Genomic DNA, 18,890 nt, shown 5'->3' on the forward strand with positions numbered 1-18,890 from the left:
GGGTCCATTGGATCTGCCGGATCCACCGGGGCCGCCGACTCCAGGACGCGCGCGCGGGCCCTCATCGGCTCTCCTCGGTGAGCCGTCCGTCGCTGATCCTTACCCGCCTGTCGGCCCGCAAGCTGACCGCCTCCTCATGGGTGATCACGACCAGGGTCATGCCCTGCTCGCTCAGCTGGCCGAAGAGGTCCAGCACCGACTCGGTGTTCTCACTGTCGAGGTTGCCGGTGGGCTCGTCGCAGAGCAGCAGAGCAGGCTCGCTCATCAGTGCCCGGGCGATCGCCGCACGCTGCCTTTCACCACCGGAGAGCCTGTCCGGCCGGAAGCCGGCCCGGTGGGCCAGGCCCACCCGTTCCAGCGCCTCCTTGGCCCTTGTGCGGCGGCCGGCGCGGCCGCGCCCGGGGCGCGGCCGTCGGTAGGTCTCGGCGAGCATGACGTTCTCGTCCACCGTCCGGTAGGGCAGCAGGTGGAAGGACTGGAAGACGAATCCGATCCGGCTGCCGCGCAGTGAGGTGCGCTCCAGATCGCCGAGCGCGTTGGTCTCCACCCCGTCGAGCCAGTAGGAACCCGAAGTGGGGCGGTCCAGCAGTCCCAGGGTGTTGAGCAGTGTCGACTTGCCGGAACCGGACGGTCCGACGATCGACAGGTGCTCGCCGCGCCGGACGGCCAGGTTCACGTCCCGCAGGGCATGCACCGGCGGTTCGGAGTCGAAGGTCCGGTCGACGGCGACCAGTTGAATAACGGTGTCCGAGTCGGGCACGACGGACGCCGGTACGACGGACGCCGGTACGACGGGCGCCGGTACGACGGACGCCGGCACCACGGACGCTGGTACGACGGGCGTCGGCAGGCCGGACGCCGGTACGGCGGACGCCGGCAGGCCGGGCGTCGGCAGGCCGGGCGTCGGCAGGCCGGTCATTGCCCGACCACCACCTGATCGCCCACCTTCAGTGCGTCACCGGACGGCGTGACCTCCACCTGCCCCTCAGCGGAAAGACCCGCCTTGACGGCGACCTCCACCACTGTGGTGCCACGCCGGACCCGCACCATGGCCTGGCCGTCCGCCGTCGTGTGGAGCGCGGCGACGGGCACGGTCAACACGTCACCGTCCGACGAACCCACCTCGATGGTCACCTTCGCGGACCCGTTGGCGTTCTTTGTCAACTTCCCCACCGGGATGGAGATCTGCACCGGTACCGGAGCCGAGGCGTCACCGCTCCCGCCGCCCGATGTCCCCGGTGCGTTCGTGTCGTCCCCCGAGTCGTTCTTCGGCACATCGTCGCCGAGTGCGACCAGCTTCCCCTCCACCTTCTTGCCGTCGGGGGTCTCCACCCGCGCCGTCATGCCCTTGTGGAGCAATGTGGCGTCGTTGCCCGGTACCACGGCCTGCACCACCACCTCGGAGCTGGTCACCGTGCCGACCGGTCCGGACGGGGTGTCACCGATCTTCACGGACACTTCGTCCAACCGGGCCGGAAGATCCGGCAGGAAGACGATCTCACCCGCGGGGACCTTGGTTCCGTAGCCGGCCCGGAAAGCGGAGAGTGCGGCGTTGGCCGTGTTCAACTGCTGCTGTGCTGCCCTGAGCCGCAGTCTTCCCTCTTCACCACCGGTGCCGGCATCGCTGCCAGAGCCCTCGGAGCCCTCAGACCCCTCGGAGCCGCTGCCGGGATTCTGTGCCGCGAGGAGGGCCTGCTGCGCGGTGGTCACAGCCGCTTCCAGCGTCCCCAGCTGCTGCCTGTCCGCGAGAGAGGGCTCCTGCGCGCGAAAGCCCTTGCTCCCGTACCAGCGGCTCACCGCCGCGGCGTCCCCCTGGCCGTACGTCCCGGTGGACCCACCGGGGGCGAAGCCGAGCCGGGCCAGGGCCCGTTCGAGTTGCTTGACATCGTCTCCGGTCGCGCCGGGACCCAGCGTGCGGTACATCGGAACGGATCCCCGCAGCACCAGAACCGGTCGGCCGCTCACCTGCATCAGCACGTCGCCCTCCGTCACCTCCGCCCCGGCGACCGGTGCCTTGGTGACCCGTTGGACGACGGCATCGCCGGCCCCGGAGTCCCCGGAGCCGGATTCCGGGGCGCCGACGGGCCCGGCCAGGTCCAGCCGCTGCGGTGAGGCGTACTCCACCGAACCCTGGGCGACCACCGTCGCGGTCAGCGACCGCCGCTCGACCGCGACGGTGACCGGTCCGACCTTCGGCGGCCGGTGCGCGGCAGCCGCGTCCGAGGGCGACTGCATCTGCGATCCGGCGAACCAGCCGCCCACCCCCACCAGTGCCACCCCGGCAACGATGATCCCCAACTGCTTGGGCCGGCTGCTCACCCGTTTGCGGCGACTCACCCGACACCACCGCTACCGCTGGTCGGGGCCTTGAAGAACTTCGGGAAGTAGGCGGCCCGGAATTCCCTGCCGCACTCCAGGTCCTTTATCGCCTGGCCGATGTCCTTGGTGAGCAGCGGCAGAGCCTCGTCCTTGCTCATGGTCTTCGCGGGGGTGCCATCGGCGTTCACGTCGCCCAGACTGGAGCCGGGGGGAGCGGACGAGCTCGCCTGGAACTTCACCATGTCGCCGATGCCGGTCGGTTGCGTGGTCGTGACGGAGATGCCGTGGTCCCTCAGGCAGGAGGCGTACGACTGCGCCAGAGCGACGAGCTCCGGGTCACCGTTGAGCGCCTGCGCGTTCGCCTGGTCCTGTGCCTTGGCCTGGGCACCTTGCTCCTGGGCCGACGCGGAGCCGTAGACCTCCTCCTGGGCTGACCGCAGGCAACCGTCCGGCCACTTGCCGCCGGCCTTCGCCTCGCGTCCCGGGACCCCCATCGCCTTGTCGTAGGCGGCCCGCTGCTCGGAAGTGAGTGCGGCGACGTAGTTCCCGTTGGCGGCGTCGGCGGAGTTCTCCTGGGCCGCCCCGCTGCCCAGTGCCCGGGGATCGTTGGGGTAGACGATGCCGGCGTAGACACCGAAACCGTACTTCTCCCGGTACTTCTTGGTCAGCTTGTAGTCCGCCCCGTTGGTTGCCCAGGATGCCTCGGGATCCTCCGGGGCTACGGGGGTGTAGATGAACCCCTGCTTCTTCATGCAGGCTGCGATCGCGTTCTCCAAGAGGTACTGCTTCTTGAGGTCCGCGCCGGCGTCCGCGGGAACGTCGAGTTGCCCCGACGACCCGGCCGAGGACTTCCCGCCGCCGGCCGAGGACTCCCCGCCGTCCGCCGAGTGAGATGCCGTGCCGCAGGCCGCCAGCAGCGGCAGCAGACTCACCGCAACGGCCAGTTTCCGAACAGTGCGGGATCCAGACATGCTCTTCCATTCGATCGAGAGGGTGGGTGTTGCGTACAGGCCAGGGGAAGCCGCGGAATCGTGGGCGTCGTGGGCTCTGCCCACGCCGCCAGCACCGGCGCACCGGCGCACCGGGAACACGGCACCGTGAGCGTCTGATGGCCTTCACGACCACGGGGTGCCGTCGCCGAGTTCGAGATTCGCGTCCGCAGGTGATGGCCGCTGGCTCGGACGATGACCAAGCTGTAACAGCCGGTTTCGGGCCCGGCGTGAACCACCAGGTGGTCACAGCCCGTTCAAGCTGCCTTCCGCAACCGCTGGGAGGGCGAGTCGTCGCCGGTTCACTGCACGTGCGGCCCGGTGACGAAGTGACCGTTCTCGTCGTAGGGCCAGGCGTTGGCGATGCATCCGTGCAGGCCCTTGATCTGCTGCATCATCACGGGGGCCAGTTGGCCGGGGCCCGCGCAGGTCCTGTGTGTGTAGCCCAGGAAGTGCCCCATCTCGTGGTTGATGATCAGCGCCCGGTAGTCATGGATCGGACCGTCGAAGGTGGGCGAGCCCTCGACCCAGCGCTTGAGGTTCACCACCACCCCACCGGGGACCTCGCAGTTGTATTCGCCTTGGGTGTTCTGCTGGATGCCCGCCCAGCACAGGGCGTCCGCCGTCCCCGGTGTCGCGATCGTCACCGTGAGGTCGTGGGGCTGTCCCGCGCTCACCAACTGGAACGAGTAGGCCGGGTTGTCGGTCCAGCCCCGGGGGGCGGCGAGTATGCCGGCGATCTCGTCCGCCGCTTGGGCCGGCGAGATGTCGAGGCCGGTCTCGACCTTCACCACGTACCGGAGTGGACGCGGACCGTGGCCGACCTTCGCACCACTGGCCTGCGCGGTGACGAACGTGCCGGCGCCCGTCGAGGGGACGTCGATCTCGGTGGGCGTCGGGGTCGGGGTGGGCGTCGGAGTGGGCGTACGGGTGGGCGTCGGAGTGGGCGTGGGGGTGATGGGTGCCACGCTCCGCGGGTGCGGCGCACCGCTCGACGCGTCGCTTCGCCCACCGTCCAGGAAGAACGCGGCGGAGCCGAGCAGGCCCGCGGCCACCAGTGTGCCGACCAGGTACCTCCGGCCCCGGCGGCGCGGACGGCCCCGGCGGTGCCAGGACCGGTGACGGCCACCGTGGTGGGAGGCTACTGCGCTGCCAGTGGTCGATGCGTCTTCCCGCTGTCGTGCCGAATGCATGGCAACTCAAACTGGTCATTTCAGATGATCGCCATGAGTTCGAACAATCACGAACCGATAACGAGCGGTCGCTCGGCCGGTTCAACGGGGTTGCCCGCCCGGCGGCACGCCGATGTGACCCTTCTGTAACGGCTCCCGAGAGGGGCTCTTTCACAGGCCGGCAACCGAACGCGATCTGCTTAGACTGTCGACGTGCCACGAGTCCTTATTGTCGAAGACGACCCAGATGTCCGTAAGGCCGTCCAGCTGGGGCTGCGACACCAGGGGCATGACGTCTTCGCCGCCGCAACGGGTGAAGAGGGATTGGAACAGCTCCACCCCTTCCGTCCGGACGTCGTCGTACTCGACCTCATGCTGCCCGGCATGTCCGGCCTCGACGTATGCCGGCGGATCAGGGATCGCGACCAGGTGCCGATCATCATGGTGACCGCCAAGGGCGACGACATCGACGTGGTCGTGGGGCTGGAGGCCGGCGCGGACGACTACGTGGTCAAGCCCGTGCGGGCCCGGGTGCTCGACGCGCGAATACGGGCCGTACTGCGCAGGCAGGACGCGTCGGTCTCCGACGCCGTCCGGCCCAGGGCGGAGTCGCACGGCGAGCTGGTCATCGACCGGGCCGGGCTCGTGGTGACAAACCGCGGGGAACCCGTCGCGCTCGCCCCCTCCGAGCTTCGGCTGCTGCTGACCCTGTCGGCCTCGCCCGGACAGGTGTTCAGCCGCCAGCAGCTGCTGGAAGCGGTCTGGGAGCACAGCTACTACGGCGACATACGCCTCGTGGACGCCTGTGTGAAGCGATTGCGCGGCAAGCTCGGTGAGCTGGGCGGGGATCCCCGGTACATCCGGACCGTACGCGGCTTCGGTTACCGCTTCGGTTCCCCGTGAGCGGCCAGAGATCCGTACGGGCACGCAAGCACGTACGCAAGCGCGATGCCGTCGCAGCCGGACAGGGCCCCAGGCCGGCGAGGTTTTATCAGGCGGTCCTGGCGAAGGTCCCGCTTCCGCTGCGGGGCCTGCGCCCCCGCCTGGTGGTGGCCTTCGTCCTGGTGGCCATGGCCAGTGCCCTGAGCACCGGAGCCGTCGCCTTCCGGGAGGCGCGCACGGGGGTGCTGCAGCAGAGCCAGGACTCCGTCATCCGGCAGTTTCGGACCAACGTCGACGCCGTGGCTGCCGACATTCCCCCGGCGCCGAGCCAGGCGCACTTGCAGAAGGCGGTGGCCCAGGTACTCCAGGCCAACCAGTCACAAGGGCGGCGGGTACTGGCCACGTACGGCAGCCTCCGCGCCTACGCGCCGAGTGCGGACTTCGACAAGCTCAGCCCGGAACTGCGCCGGTCCGTGGACACCAAACGCGCCGCGGTGTTCCAACGGGTGAACGCCGACGGGCATCCCTACCTCATCGTCGGAATGCCGGTCACGTACAACAGCGGCGCAGGCACGGAGTCCAGGCTCTCGGGGATGGTGATGTACCTGGTGGTGCCGCAGAACACCGAACAGGCCTACGTCGAAGCGATGGTCACCGCCATCGAGCACGCCACCCTGGTGGCACTGGGCCTCGCCGTCGTCCTGGCGCTGCTGGCCGCCAGCGGCGTACTCCGTCCCGTACGGGCGTTGCGCCGGGCGACACGTCGGATGGCCGAGGGGCACCTCGACGTCCGGCTGGTCGTCAACGGTTCCGACGAACTGGCCGACCTCTCGCGGTCCTTCAACCACACGGCGGCAGCCCTGGAGCTCTCGGTCGCGGAGTTGCGCCGCCTGGAGGCCCAGGCGCGCCGCTTCGTCGCGGACGTCTCCCACGAACTGCGGACGCCGCTGGCGGCGATGTCGGCGGTCACCGACGTGCTGGACGCGAACACGCCGCACTTGAACCGGGATACCGGCGAGGCGTTGCGGCTCATCAGTGAGGGAACCAGTCGGCTGAGCGGGCTGGTGAACGACCTGATGGAGATCTCCCGCTTCGACGCGGGCGCGGCCGAACTCAGCCTGGACGAGATCGACCTGGCCGAGTTCGTACAGCACACCCTCGCCGCTCGGGGGTGGCAGGGCCAAGTGGAGACCCACCTGCCCCGACCGGGCGTGCTCCGGACGCGCGTGGACCCGCGCCGGCTCGACGTGGTGATGGCCAATCTGGTCGGCAACGCGCTGCGGCACGGGGCGCCGCCGGTGCGGCTGACCATGGGCGTGAGACAGGAGCGAGCGGACGTGGCGTGGGCCGTCATCGAGGTGACCGACAACGGACCCGGCATCGCCAAGGAAGCCATGCCACACATCTTCGAGCGCTTCTACAAGGCGAGCACCACACGGACCAGAAGCGAGAGCAGCGGACTGGGCCTGGCCATCACGGCGGAGAACGTGCATCTGCACGGAGGACGCATCAGCGCCGCCAACCTTCCCGGGGGCGGAGCGGCGTTCACGGTCGAACTCCCCCTGCACCGCGACATCGCAGCCGCCGACCACGACTCCACGGCGGATGCCCGGTGAAGGGCTCGCGCGTGACGGCGCTGCTGGCCGGGCTCGCGGCCGCGTTCACACTGACGGCGTGCGGAGTCCCCCCGTCCGACGTCATCCAGGCCGGCGAACCGGCGAGCGGCATGTTCTCCCCCAGTCCCAAGCCCTCGGTGCCGGTCGTCGTCTCCCTCTATTTCCTGGACGACGGTGATCTGACGGCTTATCCCCGCAAGATCGGCGATCCTGCGGACCTCGGGACCGTCGTGGCCCGACTGTTCGGCGGACCGACGACAAGCGAGACCGTGACGGCCACCACGGAGCTGCCCCGCCTGACGGATACACCGGACGTGACGGCCGGCAGCGGCAACGGCGTCTCCATCAAGCTCCCCAATCATGTCGCTCCCCTCAGCCACCCGGCCATGCTGCAGTTGGCGTGCACGGTGGCTCACGTGAGTGGGTCGTATGCCGCGCTGCCCGCGGACGCGCATCGGGACGGCGCCCCTGCCGCTCCTCCCGTCCATGCGCAGCGCTCCCCCGCACACACGAGCGTCCATGTGCTCGGGGACGGATGGACGATGACGCAGTCGGCCGACTCGTGTCCCGACCCTCCGCAGCCGTAGGAGGAGCCCGGGCACGGCCCCGGTACTGGCAGAGATCATTGTTCGACTGGTCTGTATCCGTCCTTCACGGCGACCGCTGAACGGGCTCTGCGCTCCCCGTCACCGCTTCAGACAGCGGGCAACCGGGCCGGCGTTGTCAGTGGTGGCGTGCAGGATGACCGGCATGACAACACCTGTTGCAGTGATTGTGGATGCCGCCGCCTACGCGCAGGCGGTCAAGGACGCGGTGGAGGCGTCGGCCGCCTACTATGCGGGCGGCACGTCGGTGCTCGACGATGACGCCTACGACCGGCTGGTACGGGGCATCGCCGTGTGGGAGGCCGGCCATCCCGATCAGGTGCTGCCCGATTCGCCGACCGGGAAGGTCGCCGGGGGTGCCGTGGAGGGGGATGTCCCGCACACGGTGGCGATGCTGAGCCTGGACAACGTGTTCTCGCCGGAGGAATTCACCGCCTGGACCGCATCGCTGGCCCGCAGGGTCGGCCACGAGGTGGAGCGGTTCAGTGTCGAGCCCAAGCTCGACGGCCTCGCGATCGCCGCCCGCTACCAGGGCGGCCGCCTCACGCAGCTGATCACTCGCGGCGACGGGACGGCCGGGGAGGACGTCTCGCACGCGATCGGCACCATCGAAGGCCTGCCCGACAAGCTGACCGAGCCGGTCACGGTGGAGGTGCGCGGCGAAGTCCTCATGACCACCGCCCAGTTCGAGCACGCCAACGAGGTACGCACCGCACATGGCGGACAGCCGTTCGCGAACCCGCGCAACGCCGCGGCGGGCACCCTGCGCGCCAAGGACCGCGCCTACACCGTGCCGATGACGTTCTTCGGCTACGGCCTCCTGCCACTGCCCGGCACCGAGGCCCGGCTCGCCGCGCGGCTGGGCGAGGTCGCGCACAGCGATCTGATGGCGCAGGCTGCTGGGCTCGGGGTGAACACCACCGCCTCCACCGCGGTGCCCGGCGTCAGTGCCGACACCGCCGGGCAGGTTCTGGCCCGCGTACGGGAGGTCGCCGCGCTGCGCGCGCAGTTGCCGTTCGGGATCGACGGGATCGTCATCAAGGCCGACCTGGCCGCCGACCAGCGCGCCGCCGGATCCGGTTCGCGTGCCCCGCGCTGGGCGATCGCCTACAAGCTGCCCGCCGTGGAGAAGATAACCCGGTTGCTGGAGGTGGAGTGGAACGTGGGCCGCACCGGCATCATCGCCCCCCGCGCCGTCCTTGAACCCGTCGAGATCGACGGCTCCACCATCACCTATGCCACCCTCCACAACCCGGCCGACATCACCCGCCGCGACCTGCGCCTGGGCGACCACGTCATGGTCCACCGGGCCGGCGACGTCATCCCCCGCATCGAAGCCCCCGTCGCACACCTGCGCACCGGCGACGAACGGCCCATTGATTTCCCCGCAGTGTGCCCGCGGTGCGGTGGCGGCATCGACACCAGCGAGCAGCGCTGGCGCTGCGCCAACGGCCGCAACTGCCACCTGGTGGCTGCCCTGTCCTACGCAGCCGGCCGCGACCAGCTCGACATCGGGGGCCTGGGTCACACCCGTGTCGTCCAGCTTGTCGAAGCCGGCCTGGTCGCCGATCTCGCGGACCTGTTCACCCTCACCCGCGACCAGCTTCTGAGCCTGGACCGTATGGGAGAAACCAGCACCGACAACCTCCTCGCCGCGATCACCAAGGCCAAGGAGCAGCCGCTGTCGCGGGTGCTGTGCGCGCTCGGGGTGCGCGGCACCGGCCGCTCCATGTCCCGGCGCATCGCCCGCCACTTCGCCACCATGGACAACCTCCGCGCCGCCGACGCCGAAGCGATCCAGCAAGTCGACGGCATCGGCACCGAGAAGGCCCCGTCCATCGTCGCCGAACTCGCCGAACTCGCCCCGCTCATCGACAAACTCACCACAGCCGGAGTCAACATGACCGAGCCCGGCGCGATCCCACTTGCCACCGCAGCCGGCAACGCCGACGGCAACGCGCAGCACGAGGAGACGGCGGGCGGGCCGCTGGCCGGTATGACGGTCGTCGTCACCGGCGCCATGACCGGTGCGCTGGAGGAACTCAGTCGCAACCAGATGAACGAACTCATCGAACGCGCCGGCGGCCGCTCCTCCTCCAGCGTCTCCAAGAAGACCACGCTCGTCGTCGCCGGAGAAGGCGCCGGTTCCAAACAGGCCAAGGCCGAAACCCTCGGGATTCGTCTGGCAGCCCCAGAGGAATTCGCCGCGCTCGTCGCCGGCTTCCTCAACTGACAGCACGCCCCGCAGGGATCGTCGGGTGGGCCGCCTCACAGCGGCCACCCCGGCAGGCCGGCGAACAACCTCCTGCGGACTCAGACGCGATGGGTCGTCCGCTGCCAGTTACGCCATCGTCGTCCCCGGTTTCGGAGGAGACAGCACTGAGCGGAGCTGTCTGCGGGAACTGACCCCGAGCTTGGTGAAGACGTTGCCGAGGTGCCACTCCCCCGTGCGTGGGCTGATGAACAGCTGGGGTCGCTTCGCTGGACAGCCGGGCCGGACGTCTGCACAGGCTCTGCCTGGGCGGGGCGGCCGAGTGGCTCAATGACGAGCGGCTCGGCCGCCCCGAAGTGCGTCGTCCGACCGCCTTCGACAACCACTACTGGCCGGCGCTCTGCTTCGTCGACGCGGACGGCATCATCTGCTGCACTGCCCAGACGGTCTTTCCCCGCTCCCAGTAGCGGGTGCCCCACTGGTCCGCGAGGCTCGCGATGATGAACAGACCTCTGCCTGTCTCGTCGATGGTGCGGGCATGTTTCACCTGTGGAGCGCTGGTCGCGCCGTCGCTGACCTCGCTGGTCAGCATCCGGTCGAAGATCAGACGTAGCTGCAGGGGCGGAGCGCCGTAGCGGACCGCGTTGCCGACAAGTTCGCTGACGATGAGCTCATTGGTGAACGCCGTTTCCTCGTCCACACCCCAAACGCTCAGTTGGCGACGGGCTGCCGCACGGGCAATCGGTGCGGCCTCGGGGTCCGCCGGTAGGGAGAGGGCCAACACCCGATCTGCGGGCAGCGCCTTCATACGGGCAAGCAGCATCAATGTCTCGCCGATCCGGTGGCCGCCCGTGAGCGCGTTCGCGATTTTGTCGCACACTACTGGCAGGTGCCGCGTGCTGGCGCCGTTCAGGAGCGGACGCAGCGGACCGGATGGCGCCAGAACCTCGTCCGCGAGCGCGGCCGTGCCCATCGCCAGGGTGCTCCCTTCGGCAAGTTTGACAGTTGTCGCGGGGAATGGGGCGTCGCCCGTTCCGGTGAGCGGAGGACCTGGGGGCACGGGCAGGTTGGCCGATGCGCCGTCCGGAAAGACGGCGACTGGCTCTGGGATGCCGGCGCGGGCGATGGTGCAGGTGAGATCGACCGGGTCGTAGATCGCGATGGCGCAGCTGACGGTAAGTGGCTCACTTTGCAGGGGATCCTGGGGAGGCAGTGCGAGGCGCTCGGCGGCGAGACGCACTGCGGTGTCGCTCAAGCGGGCGAGCAGTTCGTCGGGCCGCAGGTCCAGGGCGGCGAGCGTATGGATGGCTGTCCGCAGTTGCCCCATCGTGATGGCTGCGGATATGCCTCGTCCGCCGACGTCGCCGACGATCAGCGCGGTCCGTGCACCGGGCAGGGCGATGGCGTCGAACCACGCGCCGCCGCCCTCCGGACCGGGCAGGTGCAGCTGGGAGGTCTCGACGGTGGCATGCGTGGCAGGGTGTTGGGGGAGAAGCCTGCGCTGGACGGTTGACGCGATAATCCACTCGCGCATGTACTGACGGGCATTGTTGATGCAGAGCGCGGCGTGTTCGCACGCGGCGGACGCCAGCTCGACGTCATCCTCATCAAAGGGGTCTTCTTGCTGGTGGCGGTAGAAGCTGACCACACCCAAGGCCTGGCCGCGCAACGCCAGGGGTGCCACGATCAGGGAGTGGGCACCGGATCGCCTGATGGCATCGGCTCGGGCTGGGTCGGCGGCTAGCCACGAGCTGTCCTCCTCGATCGAGATGAGGCGCGGCCGAAGGTCGGCCAGGACGCGCGAGAAGGGGGTGTCGGCCGACAGGGGACGCACGTCTCCGGCCGGGCGGGCCGGGATGGGACCTTGGCAGGCTGTTCGGCGCAGGGGAACGTCCCGGTGGACGGGGACCGAAGGAGGCTCCTCTCCGCAGACGACGTCTTCGATCACCTCAACGACAGCGATCCCCGCGAAGGCAGGAACGACCGCCTCCACCAGCTCGCGGCAGACAGCGGGCACGTTCAGCGCGTGCCCCACTCGTGCGCGGACCGTATCCAGGAGGGCCAGGCGGTTCTGTGCGTTCTCGCGCTCGGTGACATCGACCGCGGATGCCACCAGACCGAGCACATCGCCGTGGGAGGCCTCCAGGCGGAAGTAGGAGACGGAGTAGATGCGGCGCCTGGGCCGGCCCGGCGCCTGGCCGCCCCGGACGAGCCTGTTCACCACGGGCTCTCCGCTCTCCAGGACCCTTTGCGCCACGGCGGCTTCTTCCTCGGGGTCTTCGAGTTCGTACGCCTCCGTGAAGCGCCTGCCGAGCAGGTGTCCCACCGGCGTGTCGCGCAGCCCGCGGGTGGCGCTGTTCATGCGGACCACGCGCAGTTGATCGTCCAGGACCTGCAGTCCCACCGGAGACTGGGTGAACATGGCCTTCAGGACCGCCACGTCCTCCCCTCGTGAAACAGCCCCTGCTGTCGCGCACACCTGCCAAGCAACGGAAGTGCCGCGCAGCACCGGCTTGACCAGCACCGGGGCCACATCCGAGCGACTGCCCCGACGCCATCCGCCGACAGCGCCGGCCTCATGCATCAGCGTGGCGACGGACTGACCAACGGCCTCCTCGGCGGACCATCCGAACAGCTCCTCAGCGGGACGTCGCCACTGGGTGACGCGGCCGCCCTCATCGAGGTTCATGAGCACGTCACCGTCGGACATTGGAACGCACCTCCGCTCCCATCCCCTGGTCCGCTTGCCCGGTGCGCTCCACCGATCGGCGCAGCGCACCCCTCCACCAGTTCAAGCGCGTGGCAGTCCACCGGCAACCCGACCCGACTTCCGCCAAGCCCTGCCTGGGGCGTGGTGAGCCGCCGACGATCGCGTAACGCCTGGCTGGCGGCCGACCACTCATCACCCCTCCATATCTTCGTGACGTCCGCTCTGGCGAGCAGCGGGTGTGTTTCGGTGCGCATTGAGGAGAGCGCCATCATCGGTCGCGGCAGTGGTCGGCGCGGGCGACCGCGGCCTCTGAGGTGGTGTGCCGCGCCGTCGACAGCGTCCTGCTGGTCGGTGCGCAGCGCGAGCCGTGGGCCGGGCTGGGTGCTCGCGGCCATCGCGCTGTTCCTCGGCCTCTGGCGCCGGGCGGGTGCGCAGGGCGGGTATCGCCTCCACGACATCCACGCGCACCTCAGTATCGGCAACCTGGGCTTCGATGAGTACGCCGCCTGGGCCCACGACGATCTCGAAGGGATCTACCGGTCGTTCGGAGGTGCGTGCTGGCACGGGCAGGCCCTCAGGGCGTCGGACAACCGGGCAGGGCGATCCGCCGGCCGCCCTCCGCTGCGCCGGGTGCGGACGGTGCCAGGCGAGAACCCGTGAACCCGCTCCAGGTTGCGGCGGTACCAGGCAGGGCCCGGCGGACAGGTCTCCGAGCTCATCGAGACCGCCCGCAAGTTCGCCCGCACCGCCGTCGAGTGCCGCACGGCACGGGCACAGAAAGCAAGCCCCGCCTCCCGGGTATGGGAGGCGGCTGTATGGAGCGCCGGGCAGGCCTTGCACCTGCATTTCCCCGCAGGAAGCGGGGCGCCAAGCCCCGCACGCCGCTTTTGGAGTAATAGACGTTCGCCCTGTTCGGCCGTGTCACGCTGTGGTCTCGATTGATCAGGTGGTGTCAGGAGGCCAGAAATGTACCGCTCAAGTGAGGGGCTGTACGAGCAGATCCATCCTGACCGGCGGTCGGACCCGACGGTTCGGCAGTCAGCCCAGCCGTACCCCGTGCGCCGGAACACGGCGGCGGCAGCCGCCCCGGCGGGCAACCCTGTCGAGGCCGATGCCGAGTGCAAGCCCGCCGCAGCGCCCGACAACGCCTCGTTCACGCCGACCGGCACCGATTGCTGCCCGCTGAAGGTGGCCGAGACCGGATTTCGGGCCGCTGGGCGCTCCTGATGGCCGGAGAGAAGGAAGAGAAACAACCGAGGCAGCCGCGCCTTCCCAATCTGCACCTGCGTCTGCGCGCCGAACTGGGCCAGATCGACGAGCAGTTGCGCGCCTTGCTGGACGCCATGGACCGGCTGCAGGGCCTCCTGGATGCGGTGGTGGCCATCAGCCGGGAGGTGGAGCTGCCTGCGGTGCTGAACCGTATCGTGACCACCGCGATGGACCTGGTCGGTGCCCGCTACGGGGCGCTGGGCGTCCTCAACGATTCCGGGGAGTACTTGGAGCAGTTCATTGCCGCAGGGCTGTCCGAACAGGAACGCGCTGCTCTGGCCGAGACCGGCTTGCCTCGCGGTGCGGGCGTCCTCGGGCACGTGATCCGCCACCCCGAGCCCCTGCGGGTCGACGACATTTCGGCCCATCCGGCCTCCGCCGGTTTTCCGCCCGGCCACCCGCGCTTGCGCACCTTGCTCGGCGTCGCCATCAGCGTCCGCGGCAAGATCTACGGTGACCTCTACCTCTCCGAGCGGCACGACGGACAGCCCTTCGACGCCCACGACGAGGAGATCGTCGTAGCCCTGGCCAGCGCAGCCGGCATCGCGATCGAAAACGTCCGCCTGTTTGAACGGGTTCGCGTCGCAGCCGAGCAGTTCCAGCGGCTTCTGCTGCCAACGCTGCCCGACCTGCGGCCTTTCACCGCCGCCGCCATCTACCGGCCCGCTGCCGAGCCCAGCCAGCTCGGCGGGGACTGGTACGACGCCATCCCGCTGCCCGACAACGTTGTTGCGGTCGTCATCGGTGACGTGGTCGGCCACGATCTGCGGGCCGCGGCCGCCATGGCCTCCACCCGTAACATGCTGCGCGCCTTGCTGTTCGACCGGAGCAGTCCGCCCGGTGCGATCCTGACCCAGCTCGACCACGCCCTGCAGACCATCACGAACAATCCCCTCACCACCACCACCCTGGCGCGTATCGAACCAGAAGGACCAGGCTGGCGGCTCCGCTGGAGTGCCGCGGGCCACGTTCCACCGCTGTTGCTCACCCCTGAGCTCCGGGCGGAATACCTGATCGCCGAGCCCGGGCTGCCGCTCGGGGTCGACCCCGAGATGCCCCGTCCTGACCACTCCCACTTCCTGCCACCAGGCGCCACCGTGGTCTTCTTCACTGACGGGCTGGTCGAGCACCCTGACCACTCCATCGACGAGAGTCTGAACGAGCTCGCCGATCTCGCCACCGTGTATGGCGCCCTGCCCCTGCAAGAGTTCGTTCAAGCACTGGCCGATCACCACCCCAGCGACGGTCACGACGACATGGCCATCCTCGCCCTGCGCACCCCGCACGCCTGATCCCCGACGCCGGCCGATCCGAGCGCGCGCCATGGCGAAAGGGGCCACGCGACCCGGCCTCGTCCTGTGATCGAGAGCCGAACATCCAGCTCAGCGGCGCTGTGGAGGATCCCGGGGATCCGACGGATGATGGACTCCGGGGCGATGTCAACGCGGAGGTCGCCCGATGACTGTCGCGCGGCACGAATGGCTCCGGCGCAGCGGGGTGGCCGCCCTGGAGATGTGCGCCGTTGCCGCGCTGTACTACGGCTCGGCCCAGGTGGGGCTGCTCCAGCAAGTGGTACGCGGCCAGGTCACCCCGCTGTGGCCCCCGACCGGTATCGCCCTGGCGAGCCTGCTCCTGCGCGGCCCGCGGGTCTGGCCCGGGATCGCACTCGGCGCCCTCCTGGTCAACCTCTCGCTCGGGCCATCGATCCCGGCCGTGCTCGCGATCGCGTTGGGAAACACCCTCGCGCCCGTCTGCTCGTACCTGCTGCTCTGCTCCGCCGTACGGGGTTCCTTGACTTGCTCCTCGGGCTGAAGCCCGAGGATTCTGGCCTTCTCGTCCGTTGCTGTGCCGCTACGCGGCACAGGGTTCGGGCGGGAATCCGTGGCTTCCTGTTTCTTCGCGCTGTGCCGGGACGAGTCCTGGTCTTACCGGCGCTCCGCAGGCTGTCACCGCCCGTCCGGCGGCCGTTTTGACGTTCTTCGCGGCATTGTGGTCCCGGTCGTGGACGGTGCCGCAGGCGGTGCAGGTCCATTCCCGGACGTTCAGGGGCTTGGGGCCGTCTTTGATACCGCAGGCCGAGCAGGTCTGGGAGGTCGGCTCGAACCGGCCGATCTTGACCAGGGTCCGCCCGTACCGGGCCGCCTTGTACTCCAGCATGTTCACGAACGCCGACCATCCGGCGTCATGGACACTCCTGGCCAGCCTGGTGCGCGCGAGTCCTTGGACCGCCAGGTCCTCCACGCCGATCGCTTGGTTGTCGCGGATCAGCTGAGTGGAGAGCTGGTGGTGAAACTCGCGGCGGGCATCGGCCACCTTCGCGTGGGCGCGGGCGACCTTCAGACGGGCCTTGGCCCGGTTCTTCGATCCCTTCTGCTTGCGGGACAGCTCCCGCTGGGCCTTCTTCAGTTTCTTCTCCGCCCGGCGCAGAAACCGAGGAGAGCCGATCTTCGTCCCGTCGGAGAGGACGGCGAAGTGGGTCAGGCCCAGGTCGATGCCGACCGTCTGATCGGTGCCGGGCATCCGGGCGGCGTCCGCGCCCGGGTCGGTGTCAACGACGAACGAGGCGAAATACCGTCCGGCCGCGTCCTTGACCACGGTGACCGAGGAGGGCCGCGCGGGCAAGGTCCTCGACCACTTCACCTTCACCGCGCCGATCTTCGGGAGGTTCAGCCTCCCGGAACCAGTGATCGACCAGCGGGCATTGGCCGTGAACCGGATCGACTGACGGCTGTCCTTGCGGGACTTGAACCGGGGCGCACCGGTCTTCGCGCCCTTACGCTCGCCCCTGAGGGAGGCGAAGAAGTTCTTGTAGGCGACCTCCGCGTCACGCAGGGACTGCTGGAGGACGACCGCGGAGACCTCGCCCAGCCAGGACCGCTCGGGTGTCTGCTTGGCCTGGGTGATCAGCTTCTGGGACAGCACACCCGCCGTCGGGAAGGGTTCGCCCGCCCCGCGGGCGTCCTCGCGAGCACGCACGGCATCGTTGAACACGACGCGGGCGCACCCGAACGCCCTGGCCAGCGCGAGGCGTTGGCCAGGTTCCGGGTACAGCCTGAAGGCGTACCGAAGCTGCATGCGGTGATCGTACGAACGAGCGCCGCCCGCTACCAGAGGGAACGTATGAACGGTCGGTACTCCCTTGAAACCAGGCAGGACAGAGCGGGCCGAACGAGGGAGGCGTTGCCCGGCCTCTCCGGATCGGACCCCGTGACGCTCCGCGCCACAGTCACAGATTCGCTTCACCACCGGCCTGAAGGCCGATGCACTGCGAATGAATCCCGGTAGCGCAAGCCGGGCTTGTCGTAGCGCGTCGCCACGGCGCGGTGCCTCTTGAGGCGGTTGATGCACACTCGACGGCGTGCCGCGCCTTGCAGTCCATCGTGTCGGATGTCGGCGGCCGCCCACCGCGGGAGCCACGATTCTCGCGGTTGCGGGTCTGATCGACCTTGTCCGGGACGGTGCAGCGGATGCCTGATCTGCGCAGGTAGGCGCGGTTGTTGTGGGTGGGTCCTTCACCTTCCGGGCGAACCGCCCACCGATCGAGTGCGCGGGGGCCGTTCGCATCGTCCGGAGGTTCCGCCCGGCACCTGACACCTTTTGCCGACGCCGTCGACGAAGGCGCGTCAGCGGTGGTGGCCGTGCCGGCCGAGGGTCTCCACGGGGGTCGCGCCGGGGCGGGTCCACTGCGGCACGGGCCGGCTGGTCGGGCCCCAGGTGGCCTTCCCGTCGGCGTCCGAGCGCCAGGACCAGCACGGGCTGCGCCCCTCGGGCCAGCCCTCGGGGTTGTCCTCCCACGCCTCGCCGCGGCCGTAGGGCGTCATGTCGAGCAGGCCCAAGGACCCGTTGACCCGCTCGTTGCCACGGCCCGTCGTGGAGTAGGTGAGGAACACGCGGTCGCCGTCGCGCAGGAAACAGGTGATGTAACCCATGCTGCCGCCGACCGGCGCGTCCACGTCACGCACCGAGTACCAGGGCTGGGTGTAGCCCATGAACTCGACGTAGGGAGCCACCTCATCCCACGGGCCCGAGGTCAGGACGGCGAACGAGACGCTCCGGGCGTTGAGGTAGACCGCGTCCTTCAGGTGCCAGGCCGTGGTGGTGCAGCCCTCGCACTGCCCCTGGTGCGGCGCGCCGTCGTACCACATGTGCTTGTAGACCACGAGCTCGTCGCGGCCCTGGAACAGGTCCAGGAACGGGACCGGGCCGTCGGGTCCGACGACCTCGACCGTCCCGTCGAGCTCCACCATCGGCAGCCGGCGGCGGGCCGCGGCGAGGGAGTCGCCCTCGCGGGTGTGGGCCTTCTCGCGGACCAGAAGCTCGTCACGGGCGGTCTGCCAGGTGGCCAGGTCAACGACGGGCGGGCGGCCGGGCAGCGCCGTGGTCGGGTCGTCGGGTGTGGTCGTCATGGTGTCCTCCGTGGTGTCTCATGCCGGGCAGCGTCGTACGACGCCCTACGACGGTCACCAGAACAGACTCGCGACCAGCCGGAACTCATCGCGGCAGGGGGCGCCCTCGGCCGAGCCTGCACGGACCACGTCGGGCCGACAAGTTCACAGATGCGCTCTCGCAGTGGGTGCGCGCTACGTGGTTTCCTCGTGGGCAGTGGCTCCTGCTGCGAGGAGGAGTTCGGCTGCTTCTGGATAGGGGCCGCTGAGCGCCCAGTCGAGGGGAGAGCGACCCGCGCCGTGGTCTTCGTGGACGTTCGGGTCGGCACCGTGAGCCAGCAGTTCGCGCACCGTTTCGGTGTGCCCCCAGCATGCGGCTGCACACAGGGGCGTGCCTTCCGTGCCGTGTCCGCTTTCGGTGTCGGGCGATGCCCCGGCTGCCAAAAGCAGGCGGGCGATCTCGGCGACTCCGTGTACGGATGCCGCATACAAAGGGGTGGTGCCCTCGGTGTTCGCCGCCTCTGGGTCGGCTCCAGCTCGCAGCAGCGATGTGACACGCGAGGCGTCACCCAACATGGCTGCCACGACGAGGTGTTGAGAGAGCTTCTTCCGCCGGCGTCGGTTCACGGGTGTCGAGGTTAGCGGCCCGGATCGCGGGAGCGGTGGTCCCCCTGCCGCGTTGCGGGAGGGCGACGCAGGTCACATTTGTGGGTGTCACAAATTGCGGGAGC

General features: G+C 69.5%; 15 protein-coding genes and 1 pseudogene. 7 read left to right on the forward strand and 9 right to left on the reverse strand.

Annotation, left to right across the window (positions count from 1 at the left end):
* Nucleotides 1–61: 61 nt before the first annotated feature.
* From C4B68_RS02225 to C4B68_RS02240, 4 genes are all read right to left on the reverse strand, one after another.
* Complete coding sequence (locus C4B68_RS02225) at nucleotides 62–919, reverse strand: ABC transporter ATP-binding protein (protein ID WP_099505962.1); 858 nt, start codon at nucleotides 917–919, stop codon at nucleotides 62–64.
* A complete protein-coding gene (locus C4B68_RS02230; protein WP_240634139.1) occupies nucleotides 916–2,337 on the reverse strand; it encodes a Tat pathway signal protein in 1,422 nt (473 codons plus the stop codon). The genes C4B68_RS02225 and C4B68_RS02230 overlap by 4 nt, the downstream gene beginning before the upstream one ends.
* On the reverse strand, nucleotides 2,334–3,251 hold the full coding sequence (locus C4B68_RS02235) for a hypothetical protein (protein WP_099505963.1): 918 nt from the start codon (nucleotides 3,249–3,251) through the stop codon (nucleotides 2,334–2,336). Before C4B68_RS02235 ends, C4B68_RS02230 begins: the two co-directional genes overlap by 4 nt.
* Before the next feature lie 359 nt (nucleotides 3,252–3,610).
* Nucleotides 3,611–4,363 (reverse strand): DUF3152 domain-containing protein, encoded by a 753-nt coding sequence (locus tag C4B68_RS02240; RefSeq protein ID WP_240634140.1) that lies wholly within the window; start codon nucleotides 4,361–4,363, stop codon nucleotides 3,611–3,613.
* A gap of 330 nt (nucleotides 4,364–4,693) precedes the next feature.
* Here C4B68_RS02240 and C4B68_RS02245 point away from each other — a divergent pair, with 330 nt between their 5' ends.
* From C4B68_RS02245 to ligA, 4 genes are all read left to right on the forward strand, one after another.
* Nucleotides 4,694–5,383 (forward strand): response regulator transcription factor, encoded by a 690-nt coding sequence (locus C4B68_RS02245; protein ID WP_099505965.1) that lies wholly within the window; start codon nucleotides 4,694–4,696, stop codon nucleotides 5,381–5,383.
* 167 nt (nucleotides 5,384–5,550) lie between these two features.
* Nucleotides 5,551–6,978, forward strand: coding sequence for a sensor histidine kinase (locus tag C4B68_RS02250; protein ID WP_373682272.1), 1,428 nt, complete (start codon nucleotides 5,551–5,553; stop codon nucleotides 6,976–6,978).
* Nucleotides 6,975–7,565 (forward strand): hypothetical protein, encoded by a 591-nt coding sequence (locus tag C4B68_RS02255; RefSeq protein ID WP_099505967.1) that lies wholly within the window; start codon nucleotides 6,975–6,977, stop codon nucleotides 7,563–7,565. Before C4B68_RS02250 ends, C4B68_RS02255 begins: the two co-directional genes overlap by 4 nt.
* A 163-nt stretch (nucleotides 7,566–7,728) precedes the next feature.
* Nucleotides 7,729–9,816: an NAD-dependent DNA ligase LigA gene (gene ligA / locus C4B68_RS02260; RefSeq protein WP_240634141.1), complete on the forward strand. Its 2,088-nt coding sequence runs from the start codon at nucleotides 7,729–7,731 to the stop codon at nucleotides 9,814–9,816.
* 108 nt (nucleotides 9,817–9,924) lie between these two features.
* On the opposite strand, the gene C4B68_RS02265 is transcribed toward ligA, so the two are convergent.
* Together C4B68_RS02265 and C4B68_RS02270 are read right to left on the reverse strand one after the other, a co-directional pair.
* Nucleotides 9,925–10,050 (reverse strand): LuxR C-terminal-related transcriptional regulator, encoded by a 126-nt coding sequence (locus C4B68_RS02265; RefSeq protein WP_099505977.1) that lies wholly within the window; start codon nucleotides 10,048–10,050, stop codon nucleotides 9,925–9,927.
* 130 nt (nucleotides 10,051–10,180) lie between these two features.
* A complete protein-coding gene (locus C4B68_RS02270; RefSeq protein ID WP_167458990.1) occupies nucleotides 10,181–12,505 on the reverse strand; it encodes a SpoIIE family protein phosphatase in 2,325 nt (774 codons plus the stop codon).
* A 351-nt stretch (nucleotides 12,506–12,856) separates the two neighbouring features.
* Here C4B68_RS02270 and C4B68_RS02275 point away from each other — a divergent pair, with 351 nt between their 5' ends.
* From C4B68_RS02275 to C4B68_RS02290, 3 genes and pseudogenes are all read left to right on the forward strand, one after another.
* Entirely contained in the window at nucleotides 12,857–13,165 is a 309-nt protein-coding gene (locus C4B68_RS02275) for a DUF6924 domain-containing protein (protein ID WP_143674500.1), read from the forward strand.
* A gap of 683 nt (nucleotides 13,166–13,848) precedes the next feature.
* Nucleotides 13,849–15,066, forward strand: a complete 1,218-nt coding sequence (locus tag C4B68_RS02285) for a PP2C family protein-serine/threonine phosphatase (protein WP_420824035.1) — start codon at nucleotides 13,849–13,851, stop codon at nucleotides 15,064–15,066.
* Between the two features lie 166 nt (nucleotides 15,067–15,232).
* Nucleotides 15,233–15,544: pseudogene (locus C4B68_RS02290) on the forward strand (MASE1 domain-containing protein); the annotation flags it as partial.
* A gap of 81 nt (nucleotides 15,545–15,625) precedes the next feature.
* Here C4B68_RS02290 and C4B68_RS02295 read toward each other — a convergent pair.
* The 3 genes from C4B68_RS02295 to C4B68_RS02310 all read right to left on the reverse strand — a co-directional run bounded on the left by C4B68_RS02295 (nucleotide 15,626) and on the right by C4B68_RS02310 (nucleotide 18,786).
* Nucleotides 15,626–16,849, reverse strand: coding sequence for an RNA-guided endonuclease InsQ/TnpB family protein (locus C4B68_RS02295; RefSeq protein ID WP_104879947.1), 1,224 nt, complete (start codon nucleotides 16,847–16,849; stop codon nucleotides 15,626–15,628).
* A 548-nt stretch (nucleotides 16,850–17,397) separates the two neighbouring features.
* The gene (locus tag C4B68_RS02305) at nucleotides 17,398–18,180 is read right to left on the reverse strand and encodes a DUF899 domain-containing protein (RefSeq protein ID WP_099506715.1); all 783 of its coding nucleotides are present in this window, start codon (nucleotides 18,178–18,180) and stop codon (nucleotides 17,398–17,400) included.
* A gap of 174 nt (nucleotides 18,181–18,354) precedes the next feature.
* Nucleotides 18,355–18,786 carry an ankyrin repeat domain-containing protein gene (locus C4B68_RS02310; RefSeq protein WP_099506716.1) on the reverse strand — a complete coding sequence of 144 codons (432 nt, stop codon included), beginning with the start codon at nucleotides 18,784–18,786 and terminating at the stop codon, nucleotides 18,355–18,357.
* Nucleotides 18,787–18,890: the final 104 nt, after the last annotated feature.

This window comes from Streptomyces dengpaensis, from assembly GCF_002946835.1.
Taxonomy (GTDB): Bacteria; Actinomycetota; Actinomycetes; order Streptomycetales; family Streptomycetaceae; genus Streptomyces; species Streptomyces dengpaensis.